This window comes from Streptomyces sp. NBC_00104, assembly GCF_045160825.1.
Taxonomy (GTDB): domain Bacteria; phylum Actinomycetota; class Actinomycetes; order Streptomycetales; family Streptomycetaceae; genus Streptomyces.
Genome location: NZ_CP108215.1, coordinates 7,622,280 through 7,639,450, shown reverse-complemented (window position 1 = coordinate 7,639,450; position 17,171 = coordinate 7,622,280). Strand labels below are relative to the sequence as shown.

Here is a 17,171-nt window from a genome sequence, read left to right as displayed (position 1 = left end):
CGATGCACCTCCCGCGGTGGGAGCGGCAAGCTGTACTGCGTCACGTTCTCAGCAGTCCCGGAGTTCCGGGGACTGGTTGAGGAGTTGGCCGCGGATCGAGGTGAAGCGGGCCAGCCTGTCGTCCACGGACGGGTCCAGAGGGAACACCGCCACACGGTGGCAGTTCTGGAAGGCCAGCCGGACACCGAAGTGCCGCTGCAGCGCGCCGCGAATCGCGTCGCTGGCGAGCGCGCGCAGCAGTTGTCCGCGTGCCTGCTCGTCCGGCGGGGGCGTCTGGTTGTCGGCGAACTCTCCGCCGTCGACCTTCAGCTGGGCCACCAGGGAGCTGATCATCTCCCACGCGTAGGGCAGGGAGGTCCGGACGCAGTCGACGAAGGCGGCTTCGTCGACCTCGCCTCGCTCGGCCTGTTCGAGTAGGGCCGGTGAGACGTCGAGCGACATGGGTTCTCCTCTCGCACCCCCACAACAACAGGGGTTGACGGACAAGGCCGGAGATCGGTCCGCGAACACGCAGAGTGCACGCTTCGCGACCTCCAGTTTCTACGGTAAGCAACCGAACGTGACCGCACCAGGAGATTGCGCGCACCGACTCGGTGTCCGACGCACACAATCAGCCAATGCCGAACGGGAGTTGACAGCGGCACATGCCGGGGGACGACGGAGGCGTCCCTGAGGGGCTCGGGGAACGTGACGGAGGGCGACAGTCACCGCGCGGTGCTCGCGAGCAGTCGAACGGTTCCCGGCGGGACGCGCCGACCGCGGACGGGCTCCCGGCCGGGGCACTTCCGGCGGTCGAATCGCGCGCACCCGTCGGCGTCGAGTAGCGTTGCCGACCATGCGTCTCGTCATTGCCCGCTGCTCCGTCGACTACGCGGGCCGGCTCACCGCCCATCTCCCCTCGGCTCCCCGCCTGATCCTGGTGAAGGCGGACGGCAGCGTCTCGATCCACGCGGACGACCGGGCCTACAAGCCCCTCAACTGGATGTCGCCGCCCTGCACCCTGAAGGAGGGTTCCGGGGACGAGGAGGGCGTCTGGACCGTCATCAACAAGGCGGGCGAGAAGCTCATCATCACGATGGAGGAGGTCCTCCACGACTCCTCGCACGAACTGGGCGTCGACCCCGGCCTGATCAAGGACGGCGTCGAGGCACACCTGCAGGAGCTGCTCGCCGACCGCATCGAGACCCTCGGCGAGGGGTACACCCTCATCCGCCGTGAGTACATGACCGCCATCGGCCCCGTCGACATCCTGTGCCGGGACGCCGAGGGCAAGACCGTCGCGGTCGAGATCAAGCGGCGCGGTGAGATCGACGGCGTCGAGCAACTCACGCGCTACCTGGAGCTGTTGAACCGCGACCCCCACCTCGCGCCGGTCCGCGGCATCTTCGCCGCCCAGGAGATCAAGCCCCAGGCCCGCGTCCTCGCCACCGACCGCGGCATCGGCTGCGCGGTCCTCGACTACAACGCCCTGCGCGGCATCGAGGACGACAAGCTCCGGCTGTTCTGAGCCTTTCCACGAAAGAGGGCCGGGTCCGAGGAACGGACCCGGCCCTCTCGTGTCGGACGGAGGGCGTCGAACGGGCTGGACGGAACCTCAGGCCACCGTCCCGCTCGGGGAGTCGGCGGTGGTCGCCGGGGCCCCTGCCGCGCTGCTGGACTCGACGGGCCCACCGGAGGTCGACGCACTGGCGCTGTTCGTGCCGTCCGGTGGCGGCGGGTCCTCCGTCCCTCCCCCGGTCGGTGTCGGGGTGGGTGTCGGAGTCGGCGTCGGCGTGGGTGTCGGCGTCGGGGTGGGCGACCCCGACTCGTCCTCGCTGTCGGACGGCGTCGGCTTCGGGGAGTTCTTCGTCGGGGACGTCGTCGGCTTGCCCGTCGGCCCCTCCGTACCGCTCGGGTCGTCCGTCGGCCCCGCGCTGTCCGTGGGTGTCGGGTCGTCCGACGTGCCGTACGTGCCGTCGGCGCCGGGGTCGGTGGGTTCGGGCAGGGTGCCCGGGGCGTTGTCGTCGTCGCCGGTCTTGGGGCGGTCCGCGACGAGTCCGCCGTCGTCGACGCCCTCGCTGGCGGAGGGATTGACGCCGACCCGCTCGGCCGGAGTGTCGCCGTTGCCGTCGGAGGTCGCGCCGAGCGTCACGACGGTGCCCAGGACGGCGGCGAGCAGCGCACCCGCACCCGCGGCGACCACGTTGCGCCGGGCGCCGCCGACGAGGCTCTTGAGGCCGCTGAGCTTGTGCGCGGGCGACCCGCCGGGCCGCTGTGTGACGAGCGTCGATTCGCTGGTCGAGGTCGGCACGGCCTGACCCGCGTTCGCGGCCGCCGATCCCGAGCCCGTCGCCCCGAAGCCGACCGCGCCGAAGCCCGTCGGCGTGTACGCGGACGGCACGCCCCCGGGCGGTGGGGCCGACTCCTCGTGCCGGGCGTCCGGCACCTCCTCCCCCGCCGCCGTGCGCCCACCGGGCGGTGTCGCCCCGGAGCGGTCGGCGACCAGGGCGAGGGCCCTGCGGCCGGCGACGGTGCCGCGCTTGTCGGCGAGGACGTTGCGCAGCCCGATCGACGCCTCCAGGTCGGCGCGGGCCCGCTCCAGGTGCCCTGAGCAGAGCGCGAGGACACCCAGCTCATGGTGGAAGTAGGCCTGCTCGCCGGTCTCGCCGACGAGGCCGGCCGCCTCCGCGCCGGCCCGGAGCGCCCGCTCCCAGGCGCTCCAGCGCAGCCCCGCGGCGAACGCCGGCGCCGCCTGCCGGGCCAGCACCACGGCGGCGCTCTCCTCGTCCTCGCCGACGGGGGCGGTCGTGGGCACGAGCGCGGTGAGGGCGGCCAGGACGGCGTCCGCCTCGGCCGAGACCCGCTCGGGGGTGACCGACGGGTGCCCGGCCCACCAGGCGTAGTGCTGGGCGGCGGTGCGGGCACGCGTCTCGGCGTCGTCGGCGTACCCGGCGGCCTCCAGCTGGGTCCGCACTCCGGCGGCGAGCCGGTGGCGGGCACCGACAGGTGTCACCAGCGCGCAGCCGACCAGCTCGCCGAGGGCCGCGTCGGCGTGGGTGTCGCCCACGAGGGCGGGCAGGTGTGCCTGGTGCGGGACCTCGCCGCCGAGCGCGACCGCGAACCTGAGGGTCTCGCGGGCCGAGGCGCTCAGCCGGGACGCCAGCAGCGCGGCGGGCGCGGCTCCCTCGGCGAGCGACGGCAGGGGGATGTCGTGCTCGTCCGTGGCCGGCCCGAACGACGCGTCGACCAGTGACGGCGCGTCCTGGAAGACCCCGAACTCGTCCACGGCGTCCGCACCGGCCCGCTGCCGGTCCCGCTGCCTGAGCAGCGCCCCGGCCTGGGTGAAGCGCAGCGGCAGTCCCTCGGACTCGAACCAGAGGTCACCGGCCCAGTTCGACTCGTCCTCGGTGAGCACCCGCCCGACGGCACGCTCCAGCAGCCGCTCGCTGCCGGCCCGGTCGAGGCCGCCGAGCACGATCTCCTCCAGGGGCGCGTCGGCGGACGGCAGCGGGACGTCGGGGGTGGCACCGATCAGGAAGGCGCACTCGGGGGTGGCGTCGAGCAGTTCGTCGAGCGCGATTCCGCCGAACTCCAGGTCGTCCAGGACGACGACCGCGCCGATGTCCCGCACGATGTCGAGGATCTGCTGACGCGCGGGCCGGAACAGCGGTGTGCTGTACACGGCTGCGAACAGTTCGTACAGCAGGTCGTCGACCGTGCGCCGGAAGCCGCTCAGCCGGACGACGCCGTCGGGTGCCAGCTCCGCGCAGTCCTCGGCGACCGCGTCGAGGAGCGTGGTGCGGCCGGAGCCGGGGGCGCCGGTGAGCCGGACGGAGCGGCCGCGCGCGAGGAGCCGTACGAGCCGCTCCCTCTCCTCGTCGCGCTGGAGCAGGGGCAGCCTGGGCAGCGAGGGGCCCGGGGGCACCGGCGGCCGGGCGGCGCGGTCGATCGCGGCGCGCTCGGCGGGCGGGTGCTTCACGGGCGGACCAGGCAGTTCGCCGGGCGGGCAGTTCTCTATCTCGCTGCCGTCGACGGGGTTGACGGTGAGCAGGAAGTCGCCCGAGACGAGCTGGACGGTGCGGGCGAGTGCCGGGGCGTGCCGGTCGAAGTCCTGCGTCAGCGCGTCACGTGGTGGACGCTTGCTCTGCGCCTGTCCGTCGTCGTGGCCGTACTCTTCGGGTCCCCGGTTGTTCGGGTCCATCGGTTCTAGCCCCCCAAAAGCGTCTCGTGTGCTGGAGCCCCTCCCGGCCTTGCCGCACACCGCGCTGTCGCTTCTGGTCCGGAACCCGCTCGAGGGTAGCTGGCAGCGGGCAGCCGAACCCTAAACCTTCGCACAGTATCTCCGACAGTCCGGGGTCCCGCGCCGTCCGAGACATCACAGTCTCGTGAGGATTGCGAGCGTGGTGCGTTTCGCCCCCATAGTCCTCATGGTCCCCATGCCGAAGCCCTCAAGGTCCCATGCCGACCGGAGAGGTCATGCCGACCGGGTGTCCCGCGCACACCGACCCATACGTACGGGCCCGTACACGCGTTCACACGCGGGGCAGTGACTCCAGACCGATGCCGCCCTCGATCGCCAGGATGCGGTGCAGCCGTGTCGCCACGAGCAGTCGCTGCATCTGCGGTGGCACATCGCGCAGCACCAGCCGCCGTCCGCACCGTCCCGCCCGCCGGTGGGCTCCCATGATCACCCCGAGTCCGGTGGCGTCCCAGGAGTCCAGCTCTGACAGGTCGAGCACCAGGTCGCCGGCTCCGTCGTCGACGGCCGAGTGCAGGACCGTACGGGCGTCCGCCGCGCTGCGTACGTCGAGGCGGCCCCCGACGACCAGCTCGGCGTGGTCGCCCCTGATGTACATAAGCGCTCCCCGTGAGTGCGTCTCGTACTCCGTGATGTGGGTGATGCAACGTCTGACGGTGTTTGACACCGCCAGGTTGCCGTCTGTGAGCGAACCGATACCGAATTCACCTCAAGGGGTGAGGCCGGAGAGGCTCATGCGTTCACATGCGTGGGAAGTGCCGCCCGTGACGCGCATGCCGACGTCAGTAGGCGTAGAAGCCCTGCCCGCTCTTGCGTCCGATGTCACCGGCGTCAACCATCCGGCGCATCAGCTCCGGAGGAGCGAACTTCTCGTCCTGGGACTCGGTGTAGATGTTGCTCGTGGCGTGCAGCAGGATGTCGACGCCCGTCAGGTCGGCCGTGGCCAGCGGTCCCATCGCGTGACCGAAGCCCAGCTTGCAGGCGAGGTCGATGTCCTCGGCCGTCGCGACGCCCGACTCGTACAGCTTCGCGGCCTCGACGACGAGGGCGGAGATGAGCCGGGTGGTCACGAAACCGGCGACGTCGCGGTTGACGACGATGCAGGTCTTGCCGACCGACTCGGCGAACTGCCGTGCGGTGGCGAGCGTCTCGTCACTCGTCTTGTAGCCCCGCACCAGTTCGCACAGCTGCATCATCGGCACCGGCGAGAAGAAGTGCACCCCGACGACCCGCTCGGGCCGCTCGGTGGCCGCCGCGATCTTGGTGATCGGGATGGCGGAGGTGTTCGAGGCGAGCACGGTGTCCTCGCGGACGACCTTGTCGAGCGCCCGGAAGATCTCGTGCTTCACTTCGAGCTTCTCGAACACGGCCTCGACGACGATGTCCGCGTCGGCCGCCGCGTCGAGGTCCGTGGTGGCGGTGATCCGCCCCAGCGCCGCCTCGGCGTCCTCGGCCGCCAACTTCCCCTTGCTCACGAACTTGTCGTACGACGCCGTGATGCCGCCGATGCCACGGTTCAGCGCCTCGTCGGTGACGTCGCGCAGGACGACGTCCCAGCCCGCCTGCGCGGACACCTGGGCGATGCCGGACCCCATGAGTCCGGCTCCGATGACGGCGAGCTTCCGTGCCACTGTGCGACTCCCCTGGTACGCGCTGTCGATGGGTTACCTCTCGGGCGGACACTAGCGCTCGTGAGGGGCCGTGTGACCGCTTAGTAACGCGAGTCACGTCTCAATGGGCGGACGTCACACCGGCAGCGCTCACTCGGAGGGTCGGACGGCGTAGTTGAGCACCTTCTCGCTCAACAGGCCCTCCATGTCGTCCAGGAGAAGAAGTACCTCTCGTGACACTTCGTCCGGATCGCGCCCGGCGAGCATCTCGCGTCCGATGACGGCCATCACCGTCTGGTGGACCCAGTTGATCTGACCGGCGATCAGGGTGGGCAGGGAGTCACCAGCGACGGCGCCGGTCTCCTCACGGAGGGCCGCCTCCAGGTTGTCCTGGACCTCCTGCTGGATGCTCCACAGCCTGGAGCGCAGGGCGGGCGCCTCGTGGATGGCCTTCATGAAGCGGTCGTAGCCCTCCATCAGGCCGACGTGCGGCGAGACCGCCTCGACCTCGGAGCGCAGTTCACGGAGGACGGCGGCGACGGCCGACTCGCCCCGGTCGCGGGCGCGCACCCAGCGGGCGAGCCGTTCGACGATGCCCGCGCTGCGGTCGAAGAAGAGGTCCTCCTTGGCGGGGAAGTAGTTGTAGACGGTGTTCACGGAGACGTCGGCCGCGTCGGCCACCTCCGCGATGGTGACGGTCACGAAGCCGTGCTCCAGGAACAGCCCGGTGGCGATGTCCGAGATCCGCTGCCTCGTCTCGCGTTTCTTGCGCTCCCTGAGCCCTTCTGCCATGGGCACATCGTAGGTCGCCCCGCCGACTGTCGGGGGTTTCACTGGAGCCTCTTAAACTTTGAAGCCATTGCAAAATTTCAGTGAGTCTGTTTTTCTGAGGTCATGCCCATCATCAGTACGGCCGGTCTGGCCCGTACCTTCCAGACGAAGCGCGGCCCCGTGGAGGCCGTGCGCGGAATCGACCTCACCGTCCGCTCCGGCGAGATCCTCGGGTTCCTCGGCCCGAACGGCGCCGGGAAGACGACGACACTGCGCATGCTCACGACCCTGCTGCCCCCGACCGGCGGCGCGGCCACGGTCGCGGGGCACGACCTGGCGACCGACCCCGCCGGAGTACGCCGGGCCTGCGGCTACGTGGCGCAGTCGGGCGGGGTGGACCCGCAGATCACGGTGCGGGAGGAGCTGGTCACCCAAGGGCGGCTCTACCGTCTGACGAAGAGCCAGGCCGTCGAGCGCGCGGCCGAGTTGGCCCGCGACCTGGACCTCACCGATCTACTGGACCGCAGGTGCGCCGCGCTCTCCGGCGGCCAACGGCGCCGCCTCGACATCGCGATGGCGCTCACCCACCGTCCCCGTGTCCTCTTCCTCGACGAGCCGACGACGGGTCTCGACCCCGCCAGCCGAGCCGATCTGTGGAAGCTGGTGCGCCGACTGCGCGACGAGCACGGCACCACGGTCTTCCTGACGACGCACTACCTCGACGAGGCGGACGCCCTCGCCGACCGGATCGTCGTCGTCGACCAGGGCCTGGTCGTGGCGGACGACACCCCGAGCGCGCTCAAGCTGCGGCACGGCGGCTCGATCGACGCCACGCTCCAGGACGCCTTCCTGGCCATCACCGGGCGAGGGCCCTCCCCCGCCGACACCGCCCCCGTAGCCGTCTAGACCCGGTCCGAGGACTCCGATGCTTCTTCACGACACCGCGCTGATCTTCGGGCGGTATGCCCGCCAGACCCTGCGCTCCCGCTTCGCGATGCTGTTCGGCGTACTGATGCCGCTGCTGTATCTGCTCTTCTTCGGCCCGCTGCTCACCGACGTCCCGCTCGACTCGCGGGGCAGCTCCTGGCAGGTGCTCGTCCCGGGGCTGCTTCTCCAACTGGGGTTGTTCGGCGCCTCGTTCGCGGGCTTCATGGTCATCCTCGAGAAGCAGACGGGGGTGATCGAGCGCATGCGGGTCACCCCGGTGAGCCGGCTCGCCCTGCTGCTGGGCCGGGTGCTGCGTGACGCGGCGGTCTTCGTCTTCCAGGCGGTACTGCTCGTCCTCGCGGCCCTGCTCATGGGCCTGCGCGCGCCCCTCGCCGGCATCCTGATCGGCTTCGTCTTCGTGGCCCTGCTGACGGTCTCGCTCGCCTCGCTGTCGTACGCGCTCGCCATGAAGGCCCGCTCCCAGCACGAGTTCGGCCCGGCGGTGAACGCGCTGACGATGCCGTCGATGCTCCTGTCGGGCCTGATGCTGCCGATGTCACTGGCCCCGGGCTGGCTCGACGTCCTGTCCCACTTCATCCCGTTCCGCTATCTGGTGGACGCTATGCGGGACGCGTACGTCGGCGCGTACGCCACTTCGGCCATGCTGTACGGGGTCCTGGTGGCCCTCGGCCTCACGGCGCTCGCCGTGACGGTGGGCACACGGGTCTTCCGGACGGCCGGAGCGTAACTACGCTGGTCACATGGTCAATCTGACGCGCATCTACACCAGGACCGGCGACAAGGGCACCACCAACCTCGGCGACATGAGCCGGGTGCCCAAGACCGACCTGCGGATCTCGGCGTACGCGGACGCCAACGAGGCCAACGCGGTGATCGGGACGGCGATCGCGCTGGGCGGGCTGGACGAGGAGGTCGTCAAGGTCCTCACCCGTGTGCAGAACGACCTCTTCGACGTCGGCGCCGACCTCTCCACCCCCGTCGTCGAGAACCCCCAGTTCCCGCCCCTGCGGGTCGAGCAGTTCTACATCGACAAGCTGGAGGCGGACTGCGACCGCTTCAACGAGCGGTTGGAGAAGCTCCGCTCCTTCATCCTGCCGGGCGGTACCCCGGGCGCGGCCCTGCTCCACCAGGCCTGCACGGTCGCCCGCCGGGCCGAGCGCTCGACGTGGGCGGCCCTGGAGGCCCACGGCGAGGAGATGAACCCCCTCACCGCTACCTACCTCAACCGCCTCTCCGACCTCCTGTTCATCCTCGCGAGGACGGCGAACAAGGAGGTCGGAGACGTGCTGTGGGTGCCGGGCGGGGAACGCTAGCGGTCCCCCGTCGTTCCGCGTGCGGCCTGGTACAGGCCCGTCGCGACGAGTACGCCGCCGACGCACATCATCACCACGCCGACCTTGGTGAGGGTGACGACCGGGACCTCCACTCCGTCGGTGAAGAGCCACAGGACCAGGCCGACCACAAAGGTGCCGACCCCTTCCACCAGGTTCTTCATCGGCTTGCCCGTCGTGCCGCTCATCGCCCGACACCCTCTTTCGAGTACGTGCCCCGGTGCTCGCCCTCCGGGGCGTCCGGCTCCTTCTTCGGCCAGATCAGATAGGCGAGAGCCACCAGTCCGTGGATACCCGCGGCCCGGAGCGCCGCCCACTGGAACGACCGCAGCGAATCGACGTTCCCCTCGTCGCCGACGTACCAGACGGCACCCTGGAGCAGCGCCAGCGCGACGGCTGCCGCCACCACCGTGCGGAGCCAGAGGCCGCCCTCGTACCGGGCCCTCGCCAGGCCGTACTTCGGCGGCCCCACCGGCTTGGACCCGCCGCCCAGGCGATGCGCGGCATGGCCGTCCAGCCAGCGGATCGTGTAGTGGCCGTACCCCACGGTGAAGCCGATGTAGAGCGCCGCCACGCCGTGCTCCCAGCTCGGCTCGGCGCCGTTCTTCAGATCGATCGCGCTCACGACGAAGAGCACCAGTTCCAGCACGGGCTCGCACAACAGCAGCACCACGCTCGTCCGGCGCCACTTCAGCAGATAGCGGACGGCCAGGGCCAGTGCCAGCAGCACCCAGAAGCCGACCTCACAGGCGATGATCAACGCGACGATCACGATGCGCTCCTTTCGGTCACCCTTCCAGGCTCCCGGCGGCCGGCCCCCGATTCGTCGTCACCGGTGACGAAGTCGCGGTACACCGAACGATGCAGTCCAGGACCGTTCGCGGGGATCAGGCGCCGGGATCCCGTCCCGTGTTGGATGGAGTCATGGCCGTACGACTGCCCCGCCCGCACCGCATGGACGTGTACATCGCCGTCGCCGGACTCCTCGGCGGTCTGCTGCTGTGGGTCCTGGACCTCGGCACGCGCACGGCCCGCGACGGGCTCGTGGTGCTCGACGGCCGCTGGTGGATCCTGCTGCCCCTGGTCGTGACCGCCGGCTGCGAAGCGCTGCGCCGCACCATGCCGCGCACCGCCCTGCTGATCGGCTGGGCCGCCCTGACGCTGGACACCATCACCCAGGGCAACCTGCTCACGGTGCTGATGTTCACCGACCTGGTGTACGCGGCCGTGCTCTACGGCCGGCCCGCCACGGCTCGCCGGGTGCCCTGGATCGCCGGCCTGGTCACCGTGGCCTTCACGGTGGTGCCCCTCGCGGCCTTCCGGAAGCCGGAGGCCCTGCTGATCGGCCTGGTCGTCGGACTGGTCTCCCTCATGCCCGCCGCCACCGGCTGGATCGTCCGCAACCACCGCGACGCCGCCGAGGCCGCCGACCTGCGTGCCGAGCAGACGGCCCTGCTGGCGGAGATGGACCGCGCCCAGGCCGTCGTGTCCGAACGGGCCCGCATGGCACGGGAGTTGCACGACATGGTCGCCAACCACCTCTCGGCGATCGCGATCCACTCCACGGCCGCGCTCTCGATCGACGACCCGGACACCTCCCGACAGGCCCTCGGGGTCATCCGCGAGAACAGCGTCGAGGGGCTGACCGAGATGCGCCGGCTGATCGGCATCCTGCGGGACACGAGCGACGACGCCGAACCGTCCGCCGCGCCCACGCTCGACGGGGTCGGCTCGCTCGTCGAGGGAGCCCGCACCAACGGGCTCGACGTGACCCTCGACGCCTATCACGGCGACTCCCTCCCCGCCCCCGTCGAACTGGCGGCGTACCGCATCGTCCAGGAGTCGTTGACGAACGTCCTCAAGCACGCCTCCCCCGGCCGGGTCACCGTCGCGCTGCGCCAGACGGACAGCTCCCTCGCCATCGCCGTGACCAGTCCGTTCGGTGACCGCGACGGCCCGAGCGCGCCCGGTTCCGGCGCCGGTCTGGTGGGGATGCGGGAGCGGGTCGCCCTGCTGGGCGGCACCTTCGAGGCGGGCCCCGAGAGCTCGGGACACGGCAAGATCTGGAGCGTCCGCGCCTCCCTCCCCGTCACCGAGGGGGAGCCCGCTTGACCGCCGCCCCCGCACCCGCACCCGTCGCCGCAGTCGAAGGAGACCCCGCATGATCCGTGTGCTCGTCGCCGAGGACCAGTCCGCCGTACGGGCCGGACTGGTGCTCATCCTGGGCAGCGCGCCGGACATCGAGGTGATCGGTGAGGTGGCGGACGGCGAGCGGGCGGTGGCGCTCGCGCGGGAGCTTCGGCCGGACCTGGTGCTCATGGACGTGCAGATGCCGCGGCTGGACGGGGTCTCCGCGACCCGCCAGGTCGTCTCCGAGGGGCTGGCCGACGTGCTCGTGCTCACCACCTTCGACCTCGACGAATACGTCTTCGGGGCGCTGCGGGCCGGTGCCGCCGGGTTCCTGCTGAAGAACACGGAGGCCAAGGACCTCATCGAGGCCGTACGGGCGGTGGGGCGCGGCGAGGGTCTGATCGCCCCGGCCGTCACCCGGCGGCTGATCGCCGAGTTCGCCGCCAAGCCCGTACGCGAGCCCACGGCCGATCCGACGGTCCTCGGCTCCCTCACCCGGCGCGAACGGGAAGTCCTCTCCTGTCTGGGCGAAGGGCTGTCGAACGCGGAGATCGCCCGGCGGCTGGACATGGCCGAGGCGACGGCGAAGACACACGTCAGCCGCCTGCTGGGGAAGCTGGATCTGCGCAGCCGGGTGCAAGCGGCCGTACTGGCGCAGGAGTTGGGGGTCTGAGCCGGTTTCCGGCCCCGTTCTGATCCGTCGGGGTGTCCGGCGTGAGCGTACTGGTCCAGACCCATTGACCTATGGTCCAGACCTTTCTATTCTCGGCCGCACTGCGCCACGTCATGCTCATGCTCACGACACCCCACAAGGAGGCGCACATGCGCTTCAGGCACAGAGCCATAGCGGGTCTCGCCGCCCTTCTCCTCCCCCTCGCCGGCCTGGCCGGCCTCGCGACCCCCGCACAGGCGGCCACCGCGGCTTCATCGGCCACCGCCACCTACGCCAAGCCCCAGGACTGGGGCACCGGCTTCGAAGGCAAGTGGACCGTCAAGAACACCGGGACGACCACGATCAGCTCCTGGACCGTCGAGTGGGACTTCCCCTCCGGCACGTCCGTCACCTCCGCCTGGGACGCGGATGTCACCTCGTCCGGCACCCACTGGACCGCCAGGAACAAGTCCTGGAACGGCACCCTCGCACCGGGCGCCTCCGTCTCCTTCGGTTTCAACGGGAGCGGCTCAGGCTCCCCGGCCAACTGCAAGCTGAACGGCGGAAGTTGTGACGGCGGCCCGTCCGTCCCCGGTGACGCGGCACCCTCCGCCCCCGGCACCCCGACCACCTCGGACGTCACCACCACCTCGGTGAAGCTCGGCTGGAGCGCGGCCACCGACGACAAGGGGATCAAGAACTACGACGTCCTGCGCGACGGCACCAAGATCGCCACAGTCACCGGCACGACCTACACGGACACCGGCCTGACCGCCGGAACCGACTACTCGTACACCGTCCAGGCCCGCGACACCGCCGACCAGACCGGCCCGGTGAGCGGCGCCGCCGCCGTACGGACCACGGGCGGCACGAACCCGAACCCCGGCGCGAAGGTCAACCTCGGCTACTTCACCGAGTGGGGCGTCTACGGCCGCAACTACCACGTGAAGAACCTGGTGACCTCGGGCTCCGCCGCGAAGATCACCCACATCAACTACGCCTTCGGCAACGTCAAGAACGGCCAGTGCGTGCTGGACGACGCCTACGCGGCCACCGACAAGGCGTACACCGCCGACCAGTCCGTCAGCGGCACCGCCGACACCTGGGACCAGCCGCTGCGCGGCAACTTCAACCAGCTCCGCCAGCTCAAGGCCAAGTACCCGCACATCAAGGTGCTGTACTCCTTCGGCGGCTGGACCTACTCCGGCGGCTTCGGCCAGGCCGCGCAGAACCCGGCCGCGTTCGCCAAGTCCTGCAAAGCCGTCGTGGAGGACCCGCGCTGGGCCGACGTCTTCGACGGCATCGACATCGACTGGGAGTACCCGAACGCCTGCGGTCTGACCTGCGACACCTCGGGCCCCGCAGCGTTCAAGAACCTGATGTCCGCACTCCGTACCGAGTTCGGCCCGAACTACCTGGTCACCGCGGCCATCACCGCCGACGGCTCCTCCGGCGGCAAGATCGACGCGGCCGACTACGGCGGCGCCGCCACCTCGCTGAACTGGTACAACGTGATGACGTACGACTACTTCGGCGCCTGGGCGAACACCGGCCCGACCGCCCCGCACTCCCCGCTGACCTCGTACTCCGGCATCCCGACCGCCGGCTTCAACTCGGCCGACGCGATCGCCAAGCTGAAGGCGAAGGGCGTCCCGTCCGCCAAGCTCCTGCTCGGCATCGGCTTCTACGGCCGCGGCTGGACCGGCGTCACCCAGTCCGCCCCCGGCGGCACGGCGACCGGCGCGGCCACCGGCACCTACGAGGCGGGCATCGAGGACTACAAGGTGCTCAAGAACTCCTGCCCGGCCACCGGCACCATCGCGGGCACGGCGTACGCGCACTGCGGCACCAACTGGTGGAGCTACGACACCCCCGCCACCATCGGCACCAAGATGACCTGGGCCAAGAACCAGGGCCTGGGCGGCGCCTTCTTCTGGGAGTTCAGCGGCGACACCACGAGCGGTGAGCTGGTGAACGCGATCAGTAACGGACTCAAGTAGCGACTGCGATGAGCGTCTAGGCGACATTGACGCGCTGACCGGGCGGGGCTGCCTCCAGCCACGCGAGGAAACCGGTCAGCGCGTCCTCGCTCATCGCCAGTTCGAGACGGGTCCCGCGGTGCAGGCACGCGAGGATCACGGCGTCGGAGAGAAGCGCCAGCTCCTCCTCACCCTCGGGGGTGCGGCGCCCGGCCACCTCGATCGCCGAGCGCTCCAGGACGCGGCGGGGGCGGGGCGAGTACGAGAAGACGCGGTACCACTCGATGCGGTCACCGTTGTAGCGGGCGACTCCGTAGCCCCAGCCCTTGCCGTTCTCGTCGCTGCCGGGTTTCTCCGGGGCCTCCCAGCGGAGACTGCAGTCGAAGGTGCCGCCGGAGCGCTGGATGAGGCGCCGGCGCAGTCCGAAGACGAAAAGCCCCACCACCACGAGCGCGATCACCGACCCGCACACAGTCAGAGCGAGGACCATCGACACCGACCTCCTCGTCTCCTAGGTAATGCGACTGCCAGGTAATGGAACGTAAAAAACACCCACATTTGCCTCAGCCGCGGCCGGATCAGGATGAAGACATCCAGACCCAGCCGCGGCTGAGGTACAGCATCACACGACGTGCGGGCTCAGCGCGCCGCCGCCGTACGCAGTCGTACATCCGCGCGGCGCTCGGCGGCGGCGTCGCCCGCCGCCTTCGCGCGCTCCAGCTCTCGCTCCGCGCCCTGGACGTCGATCTCGTCGGCCAGCTCGGCGACCTCGGCCAGCAGGGACAGCTTGTTGTCCGCGAACGAGATGAAACCGCCGTGCACGGCGACGACGACGGTGCCGCCCTCACTCGTACGGATGGTCACCGGGCCCGACTCCAGCACACCGAGCAGCGGCTGGTGACCGGGCATGACGCCGATGTCGCCGGACGTGGTACGGGCGACGACCAGGGTGGCCTGGCCCGACCAGACCTCTCGGTCGGCCGCGACCAGCGCGACGTGCAGCTCAGCAGCCAAGGTGGCTCCTCGGGTCACCACCCGGCGCCTCGGCCGGGTGTTGGGTTCAATTCTAGAGGGAGTGCAGAGAGGGGCGGGACGCACCCCATGAGGTGTGGCCTCGCCCCCCACTGTTCACGAGTCGCCGGGCGTCAGGAGACGCCGAGCTCCTTCGCGTTCTTCTTCAGGTCCTCGATACCACCGCAGAGGAAGAACGCCTGCTCCGGGAAGTGGTCGTACTCACCGTCGATGATCGCGTTGAACGCGGTGATCGACTCCTCCAGCGGGACGTCCGACCCGTCGACGCCGGTGAACTGCTTGGCGACGTGGGTGTTCTGGGACAGGAAGCGCTCCACGCGACGGGCGCGGTGGACGGTGAGCTTGTCCTCCTCGCCGAGCTCGTCGATACCGAGGATCGCGATGATGTCCTGGAGGTCCTTGTACTTCTGCAGCACCGTCTTGACGCGCATGGCGGTGTTGTAGTGGTCCGCCGCGATGTAGCGGGGGTCCAGGATGCGGGACGTGGAGTCCAGCGGGTCCACGGCCGGGTAGATGCCCTTCTCGGAGATCGGACGGGAGAGAACCGTCGTCGCGTCGAGGTGGGCGAAGGTGGTGGCCGGGGCCGGGTCGGTCAGGTCGTCCGCGGGGACGTAGATCGCCTGCATCGAGGTGATCGAGTGACCACGGGTCGAGGTGATGCGCTCCTGGAGGAGACCCATCTCGTCGGCCAGGTTCGGCTGGTAACCCACCGCGGAGGGCATCCGGCCGAGCAGGGTCGACACCTCGGAACCGGCCTGGGTGAAGCGGAAGATGTTGTCGATGAAGAACAGCACGTCCTGCTTCTGCACATCGCGGAAGTACTCCGCCATGGTCAGACCGGCCAGGGCCACGCGCAGACGGGTGCCCGGGGGCTCGTCCATCTGGCCGAAGACCAGGGCGGTCTTGTCGATGACGCCCGACTCCGCCATCTCCTCGATGAGGTCGTTGCCCTCACGGGTGCGCTCACCGACACCGGCGAACACGGAGACACCGTCGTGGTTGTTGGCGACGCGGTAGATCATCTCCTGGATGAGCACCGTCTTGCCGACGCCGGCACCGCCGAACAGGCCGATCTTTCCACCCTTGACGTACGGGGTGAGAAGGTCGATGACCTTGACGCCGGTCTCGAACATCTCGGTCTTCGACTCGAGCTCGTCGAAGTTGGGGGCCTTGCGGTGGATGGTCCAGCGCTCGCCGTCGTACTGCTCGTCGGTGTTCAGTACCTCACCGAGGGTGTTGAACACCTTGCCCTTGGTGAAGTCACCGACCGGGACGGAGATGCCCGTGCCGGTGTCGGTGACCGCGGCCTGGCGGACCAGACCGTCGGTGGGCTGCATCGAGATCGTGCGGACCAGGCCGTCACCCAGGTGCTGGGCGACCTCCAGGGTCAGCGTCTTCTTCGCGCCGTCCTGGGCCGGGTCGGCCACCTCGACGTGAAGGGCGTTGTAGATCTCCGGCATGGCGTCGACGGGGAATTCCACGTCGACGACCGGGCCGATGACCCGGGCGACGCGGCCCGTGGCAACGGCCGTCTCAACTGTCGTCGTCATTACCTGTCACTCCCCGCGGTCGCGTCGGCCAGGGCTGCGGAGCCACCGACGATCTCGCTGATTTCCTGGGTGATTTCGGCCTGGCGGGCCGCGTTGGCAAGGCGGGAGAGCGTGTTGATCAAGTCTCCCGCGTTGTCGGTCGCCGACTTCATCGCACGGCGCGTGGCGGCGTGCTTGGAGGCAGCCGACTGGAGCAGCGCGTTGTAGATACGGCTCTCGACGTAGCGCGGCAGCAGGGCGTCGAGGACGTCCTCCGCCGACGGCTCGAAGTCGTACAGCGGAAGGATCTCGCCCTTCGGCGCGGACTCCTCGGCCACCTTGTCGAGGCTGAGCGGCAGCAAACGGGCGTTGAGCGCCGTCTGCGTCATCATCGAGACGAACTCGGTGAAGACGATGTGGAGTTCGTCCACGCCGCCGTCCGCCGTCTCCTTCTCGATCGCCTCGATCAGCGGACCCGCGACCTTCTTCGCGTCCGCGTAGGTGGGCTCGTCGGTGAAGCCCGACCACGACTCCACGACCTTGCGCTCGCGGAAGTTGTAGTGGGCCAGACCGCGGCGGCCGACGATGTACGTGTCGACCTCCTTGCCCTCCGCCTCGAGGCGCGCCGTCAGCTGCTCGGCGACCTTGATGGCGTTGGAGTTGAAGGCGCCGGCCAGTCCGCGGTCGCTCGTGAGGAGCAGCACCGCGGAGCGGGTCGCCGTCTCCGCCTCCGTGGTCAGCGGATGCTTGGTGTTCGAACCGGTACCGACCGCCGTGACCGCGCGGGTGAGCTCGGTCGCGTACGGCGCGGAGGCCGCCACCTTGCGCTGCGCCTTGACGACGCGCGAGGCGGCGATCATCTCCATCGCCTTGGTGATCTTCTTGGTCGCGGTGACGGATCGGATGCGACGCTTGTAGACCCGGAGCTGGGCTCCCATGAGTCAGGTCCCTT

Annotated in this window: 18 protein-coding genes; 7 read left to right on the top strand and 11 right to left on the bottom strand. The window is 70.0% G+C overall.

Annotated features, from left to right (window positions below; all coding sequences use genetic code 11):
- Positions 1-48 precede the first annotated feature (48 nt).
- Entirely contained in the window at positions 49-441 is a 393-nt protein-coding gene (locus OG272_RS33720) for an SCO5389 family protein (RefSeq protein ID WP_005480204.1), read from the bottom strand.
- Positions 442-835: 394 nt separating this feature from the next.
- Here OG272_RS33720 and nucS point away from each other — a divergent pair, with 394 nt between their 5' ends.
- Positions 836-1,507: an endonuclease NucS gene (gene nucS, locus OG272_RS33715; RefSeq protein WP_326577376.1), complete on the top strand. Its 672-nt coding sequence runs from the start codon at positions 836-838 to the stop codon at positions 1,505-1,507.
- A gap of 87 nt (positions 1,508-1,594) precedes the next feature.
- Here nucS and OG272_RS33710 read toward each other — a convergent pair whose 3' ends face one another.
- The 4 genes from OG272_RS33710 to OG272_RS33695 form a co-directional block, all read right to left on the bottom strand.
- On the bottom strand, positions 1,595-4,180 hold the full coding sequence (locus OG272_RS33710) for an ATP-binding protein (protein WP_405895418.1): 2,586 nt from the start codon (positions 4,178-4,180) through the stop codon (positions 1,595-1,597).
- 331 nt (positions 4,181-4,511) lie between these two features.
- On the bottom strand, positions 4,512-4,835 hold the full coding sequence (locus OG272_RS33705) for an STAS domain-containing protein (RefSeq protein WP_033526497.1): 324 nt from the start codon (positions 4,833-4,835) through the stop codon (positions 4,512-4,514).
- A 184-nt stretch (positions 4,836-5,019) separates the two neighbouring features.
- Positions 5,020-5,868, bottom strand: coding sequence for a 3-hydroxyacyl-CoA dehydrogenase family protein (locus tag OG272_RS33700; protein WP_326577383.1), 849 nt, complete (start codon positions 5,866-5,868; stop codon positions 5,020-5,022).
- A gap of 129 nt (positions 5,869-5,997) precedes the next feature.
- Positions 5,998-6,639, bottom strand: a complete 642-nt coding sequence (locus OG272_RS33695) for a TetR/AcrR family transcriptional regulator (protein ID WP_327727786.1) — start codon at positions 6,637-6,639, stop codon at positions 5,998-6,000.
- A gap of 102 nt (positions 6,640-6,741) precedes the next feature.
- Here OG272_RS33695 and OG272_RS33690 point away from each other — a divergent pair, with 102 nt between their 5' ends.
- From OG272_RS33690 to OG272_RS33680, 3 genes are read left to right on the top strand one after another with little or no spacing between them, the layout of a single operon-like run.
- Positions 6,742-7,524, top strand: a complete 783-nt coding sequence (locus OG272_RS33690; RefSeq protein WP_327727787.1) for an ATP-binding cassette domain-containing protein — start codon at positions 6,742-6,744, stop codon at positions 7,522-7,524.
- Between the two features lie 19 nt (positions 7,525-7,543).
- On the top strand, positions 7,544-8,293 hold the full coding sequence (locus tag OG272_RS33685) for an ABC transporter permease (protein ID WP_327727788.1): 750 nt from the start codon (positions 7,544-7,546) through the stop codon (positions 8,291-8,293).
- Positions 8,294-8,306: 13 nt separating this feature from the next.
- A complete protein-coding gene (locus OG272_RS33680; RefSeq protein WP_326577391.1) occupies positions 8,307-8,879 on the top strand; it encodes a cob(I)yrinic acid a,c-diamide adenosyltransferase in 573 nt (190 codons plus the stop codon).
- On the opposite strand, the gene OG272_RS33675 is transcribed toward OG272_RS33680, so the two are convergent.
- Together OG272_RS33675 and OG272_RS33670 are read right to left on the bottom strand one after the other, a co-directional pair.
- The gene (locus OG272_RS33675) at positions 8,876-9,085 is read right to left on the bottom strand and encodes a DUF5708 family protein (protein WP_326577393.1); all 210 of its coding nucleotides are present in this window, start codon (positions 9,083-9,085) and stop codon (positions 8,876-8,878) included. The genes OG272_RS33680 and OG272_RS33675 overlap by 4 nt on opposite strands.
- Positions 9,082-9,669 (bottom strand): hypothetical protein, encoded by a 588-nt coding sequence (locus OG272_RS33670; RefSeq protein ID WP_326577395.1) that lies wholly within the window; start codon positions 9,667-9,669, stop codon positions 9,082-9,084. The genes OG272_RS33675 and OG272_RS33670 overlap by 4 nt, the downstream gene beginning before the upstream one ends.
- A gap of 152 nt (positions 9,670-9,821) precedes the next feature.
- Between OG272_RS33670 and OG272_RS33665 the strand changes: the two genes are divergently transcribed.
- From OG272_RS33665 to OG272_RS33655, 3 genes are all read left to right on the top strand, one after another.
- Complete coding sequence (locus OG272_RS33665) at positions 9,822-11,009, top strand: sensor histidine kinase (RefSeq protein ID WP_405895417.1); 1,188 nt, start codon at positions 9,822-9,824, stop codon at positions 11,007-11,009.
- A 49-nt stretch (positions 11,010-11,058) separates the two neighbouring features.
- Positions 11,059-11,700, top strand: coding sequence for a response regulator transcription factor (locus tag OG272_RS33660; protein WP_327727791.1), 642 nt, complete (start codon positions 11,059-11,061; stop codon positions 11,698-11,700).
- A 149-nt stretch (positions 11,701-11,849) separates the two neighbouring features.
- Complete coding sequence (locus OG272_RS33655) at positions 11,850-13,679, top strand: glycosyl hydrolase family 18 protein (protein WP_405895416.1); 1,830 nt, start codon at positions 11,850-11,852, stop codon at positions 13,677-13,679.
- Positions 13,680-13,695: 16 nt separating this feature from the next.
- On the opposite strand, the gene OG272_RS33650 is transcribed toward OG272_RS33655, so the two are convergent.
- From OG272_RS33650 to OG272_RS33635, 4 genes are all read right to left on the bottom strand, one after another.
- Positions 13,696-14,148 carry a DUF2550 domain-containing protein gene (locus OG272_RS33650; RefSeq protein ID WP_326577403.1) on the bottom strand — a complete coding sequence of 151 codons (453 nt, stop codon included), beginning with the start codon at positions 14,146-14,148 and terminating at the stop codon, positions 13,696-13,698.
- A gap of 149 nt (positions 14,149-14,297) precedes the next feature.
- On the bottom strand, positions 14,298-14,672 hold the full coding sequence (locus tag OG272_RS33645; RefSeq protein ID WP_326577405.1) for a F0F1 ATP synthase subunit epsilon: 375 nt from the start codon (positions 14,670-14,672) through the stop codon (positions 14,298-14,300).
- A gap of 131 nt (positions 14,673-14,803) precedes the next feature.
- Entirely contained in the window at positions 14,804-16,240 is a 1,437-nt protein-coding gene (gene atpD, locus OG272_RS33640; protein WP_326577410.1) for a F0F1 ATP synthase subunit beta, read from the bottom strand.
- Positions 16,240-17,157 (bottom strand): F0F1 ATP synthase subunit gamma, encoded by a 918-nt coding sequence (locus OG272_RS33635; protein ID WP_326577413.1) that lies wholly within the window; start codon positions 17,155-17,157, stop codon positions 16,240-16,242. Before OG272_RS33635 ends, atpD begins: the two co-directional genes overlap by 1 nt.
- Positions 17,158-17,171 lie beyond the last annotated feature (14 nt).

What these genes read in the sequence shown, in the direction of transcription:
- OG272_RS33685 (WP_327727788.1), top strand. Translation starts at nt 7,544, where the DNA reads ATGCTTCTTCACGACACCGCGCTGATCTTCGGGCGGTATGCCCGCCAG.
- OG272_RS33665 (WP_405895417.1), top strand. Translation starts at nt 9,822, where the DNA reads ATGGCCGTACGACTGCCCCGCCCGCACCGCATGGACGTGTACATCGCC.
- OG272_RS33655 (WP_405895416.1), top strand. Translation starts at nt 11,850, where the DNA reads ATGCGCTTCAGGCACAGAGCCATAGCGGGTCTCGCCGCCCTTCTCCTC.
- OG272_RS33690 (WP_327727787.1), top strand. Translation starts at nt 6,742, where the DNA reads ATGCCCATCATCAGTACGGCCGGTCTGGCCCGTACCTTCCAGACGAAG.
- OG272_RS33705 (WP_033526497.1), bottom strand. Translation starts at nt 4,835, where the DNA reads ATGTACATCAGGGGCGACCACGCCGAGCTGGTCGTCGGGGGCCGCCTC.
- OG272_RS33695 (WP_327727786.1), bottom strand. Translation starts at nt 6,639, where the DNA reads ATGGCAGAAGGGCTCAGGGAGCGCAAGAAACGCGAGACGAGGCAGCGG.
- nucS (WP_326577376.1), top strand. Translation starts at nt 836, where the DNA reads ATGCGTCTCGTCATTGCCCGCTGCTCCGTCGACTACGCGGGCCGGCTC.
- atpD (WP_326577410.1), bottom strand. Translation starts at nt 16,240, where the DNA reads ATGACGACGACAGTTGAGACGGCCGTTGCCACGGGCCGCGTCGCCCGG.
- OG272_RS33680 (WP_326577391.1), top strand. Translation starts at nt 8,307, where the DNA reads ATGGTCAATCTGACGCGCATCTACACCAGGACCGGCGACAAGGGCACC.
- OG272_RS33660 (WP_327727791.1), top strand. Translation starts at nt 11,059, where the DNA reads ATGATCCGTGTGCTCGTCGCCGAGGACCAGTCCGCCGTACGGGCCGGA.
- OG272_RS33650 (WP_326577403.1), bottom strand. Translation starts at nt 14,148, where the DNA reads ATGGTCCTCGCTCTGACTGTGTGCGGGTCGGTGATCGCGCTCGTGGTG.
- OG272_RS33635 (WP_326577413.1), bottom strand. Translation starts at nt 17,157, where the DNA reads ATGGGAGCCCAGCTCCGGGTCTACAAGCGTCGCATCCGATCCGTCACC.
- OG272_RS33710 (WP_405895418.1), bottom strand. Translation starts at nt 4,180, where the DNA reads ATGGACCCGAACAACCGGGGACCCGAAGAGTACGGCCACGACGACGGA.
- OG272_RS33675 (WP_326577393.1), bottom strand. Translation starts at nt 9,085, where the DNA reads ATGAGCGGCACGACGGGCAAGCCGATGAAGAACCTGGTGGAAGGGGTC.
- OG272_RS33720 (WP_005480204.1), bottom strand. Translation starts at nt 441, where the DNA reads ATGTCGCTCGACGTCTCACCGGCCCTACTCGAACAGGCCGAGCGAGGC.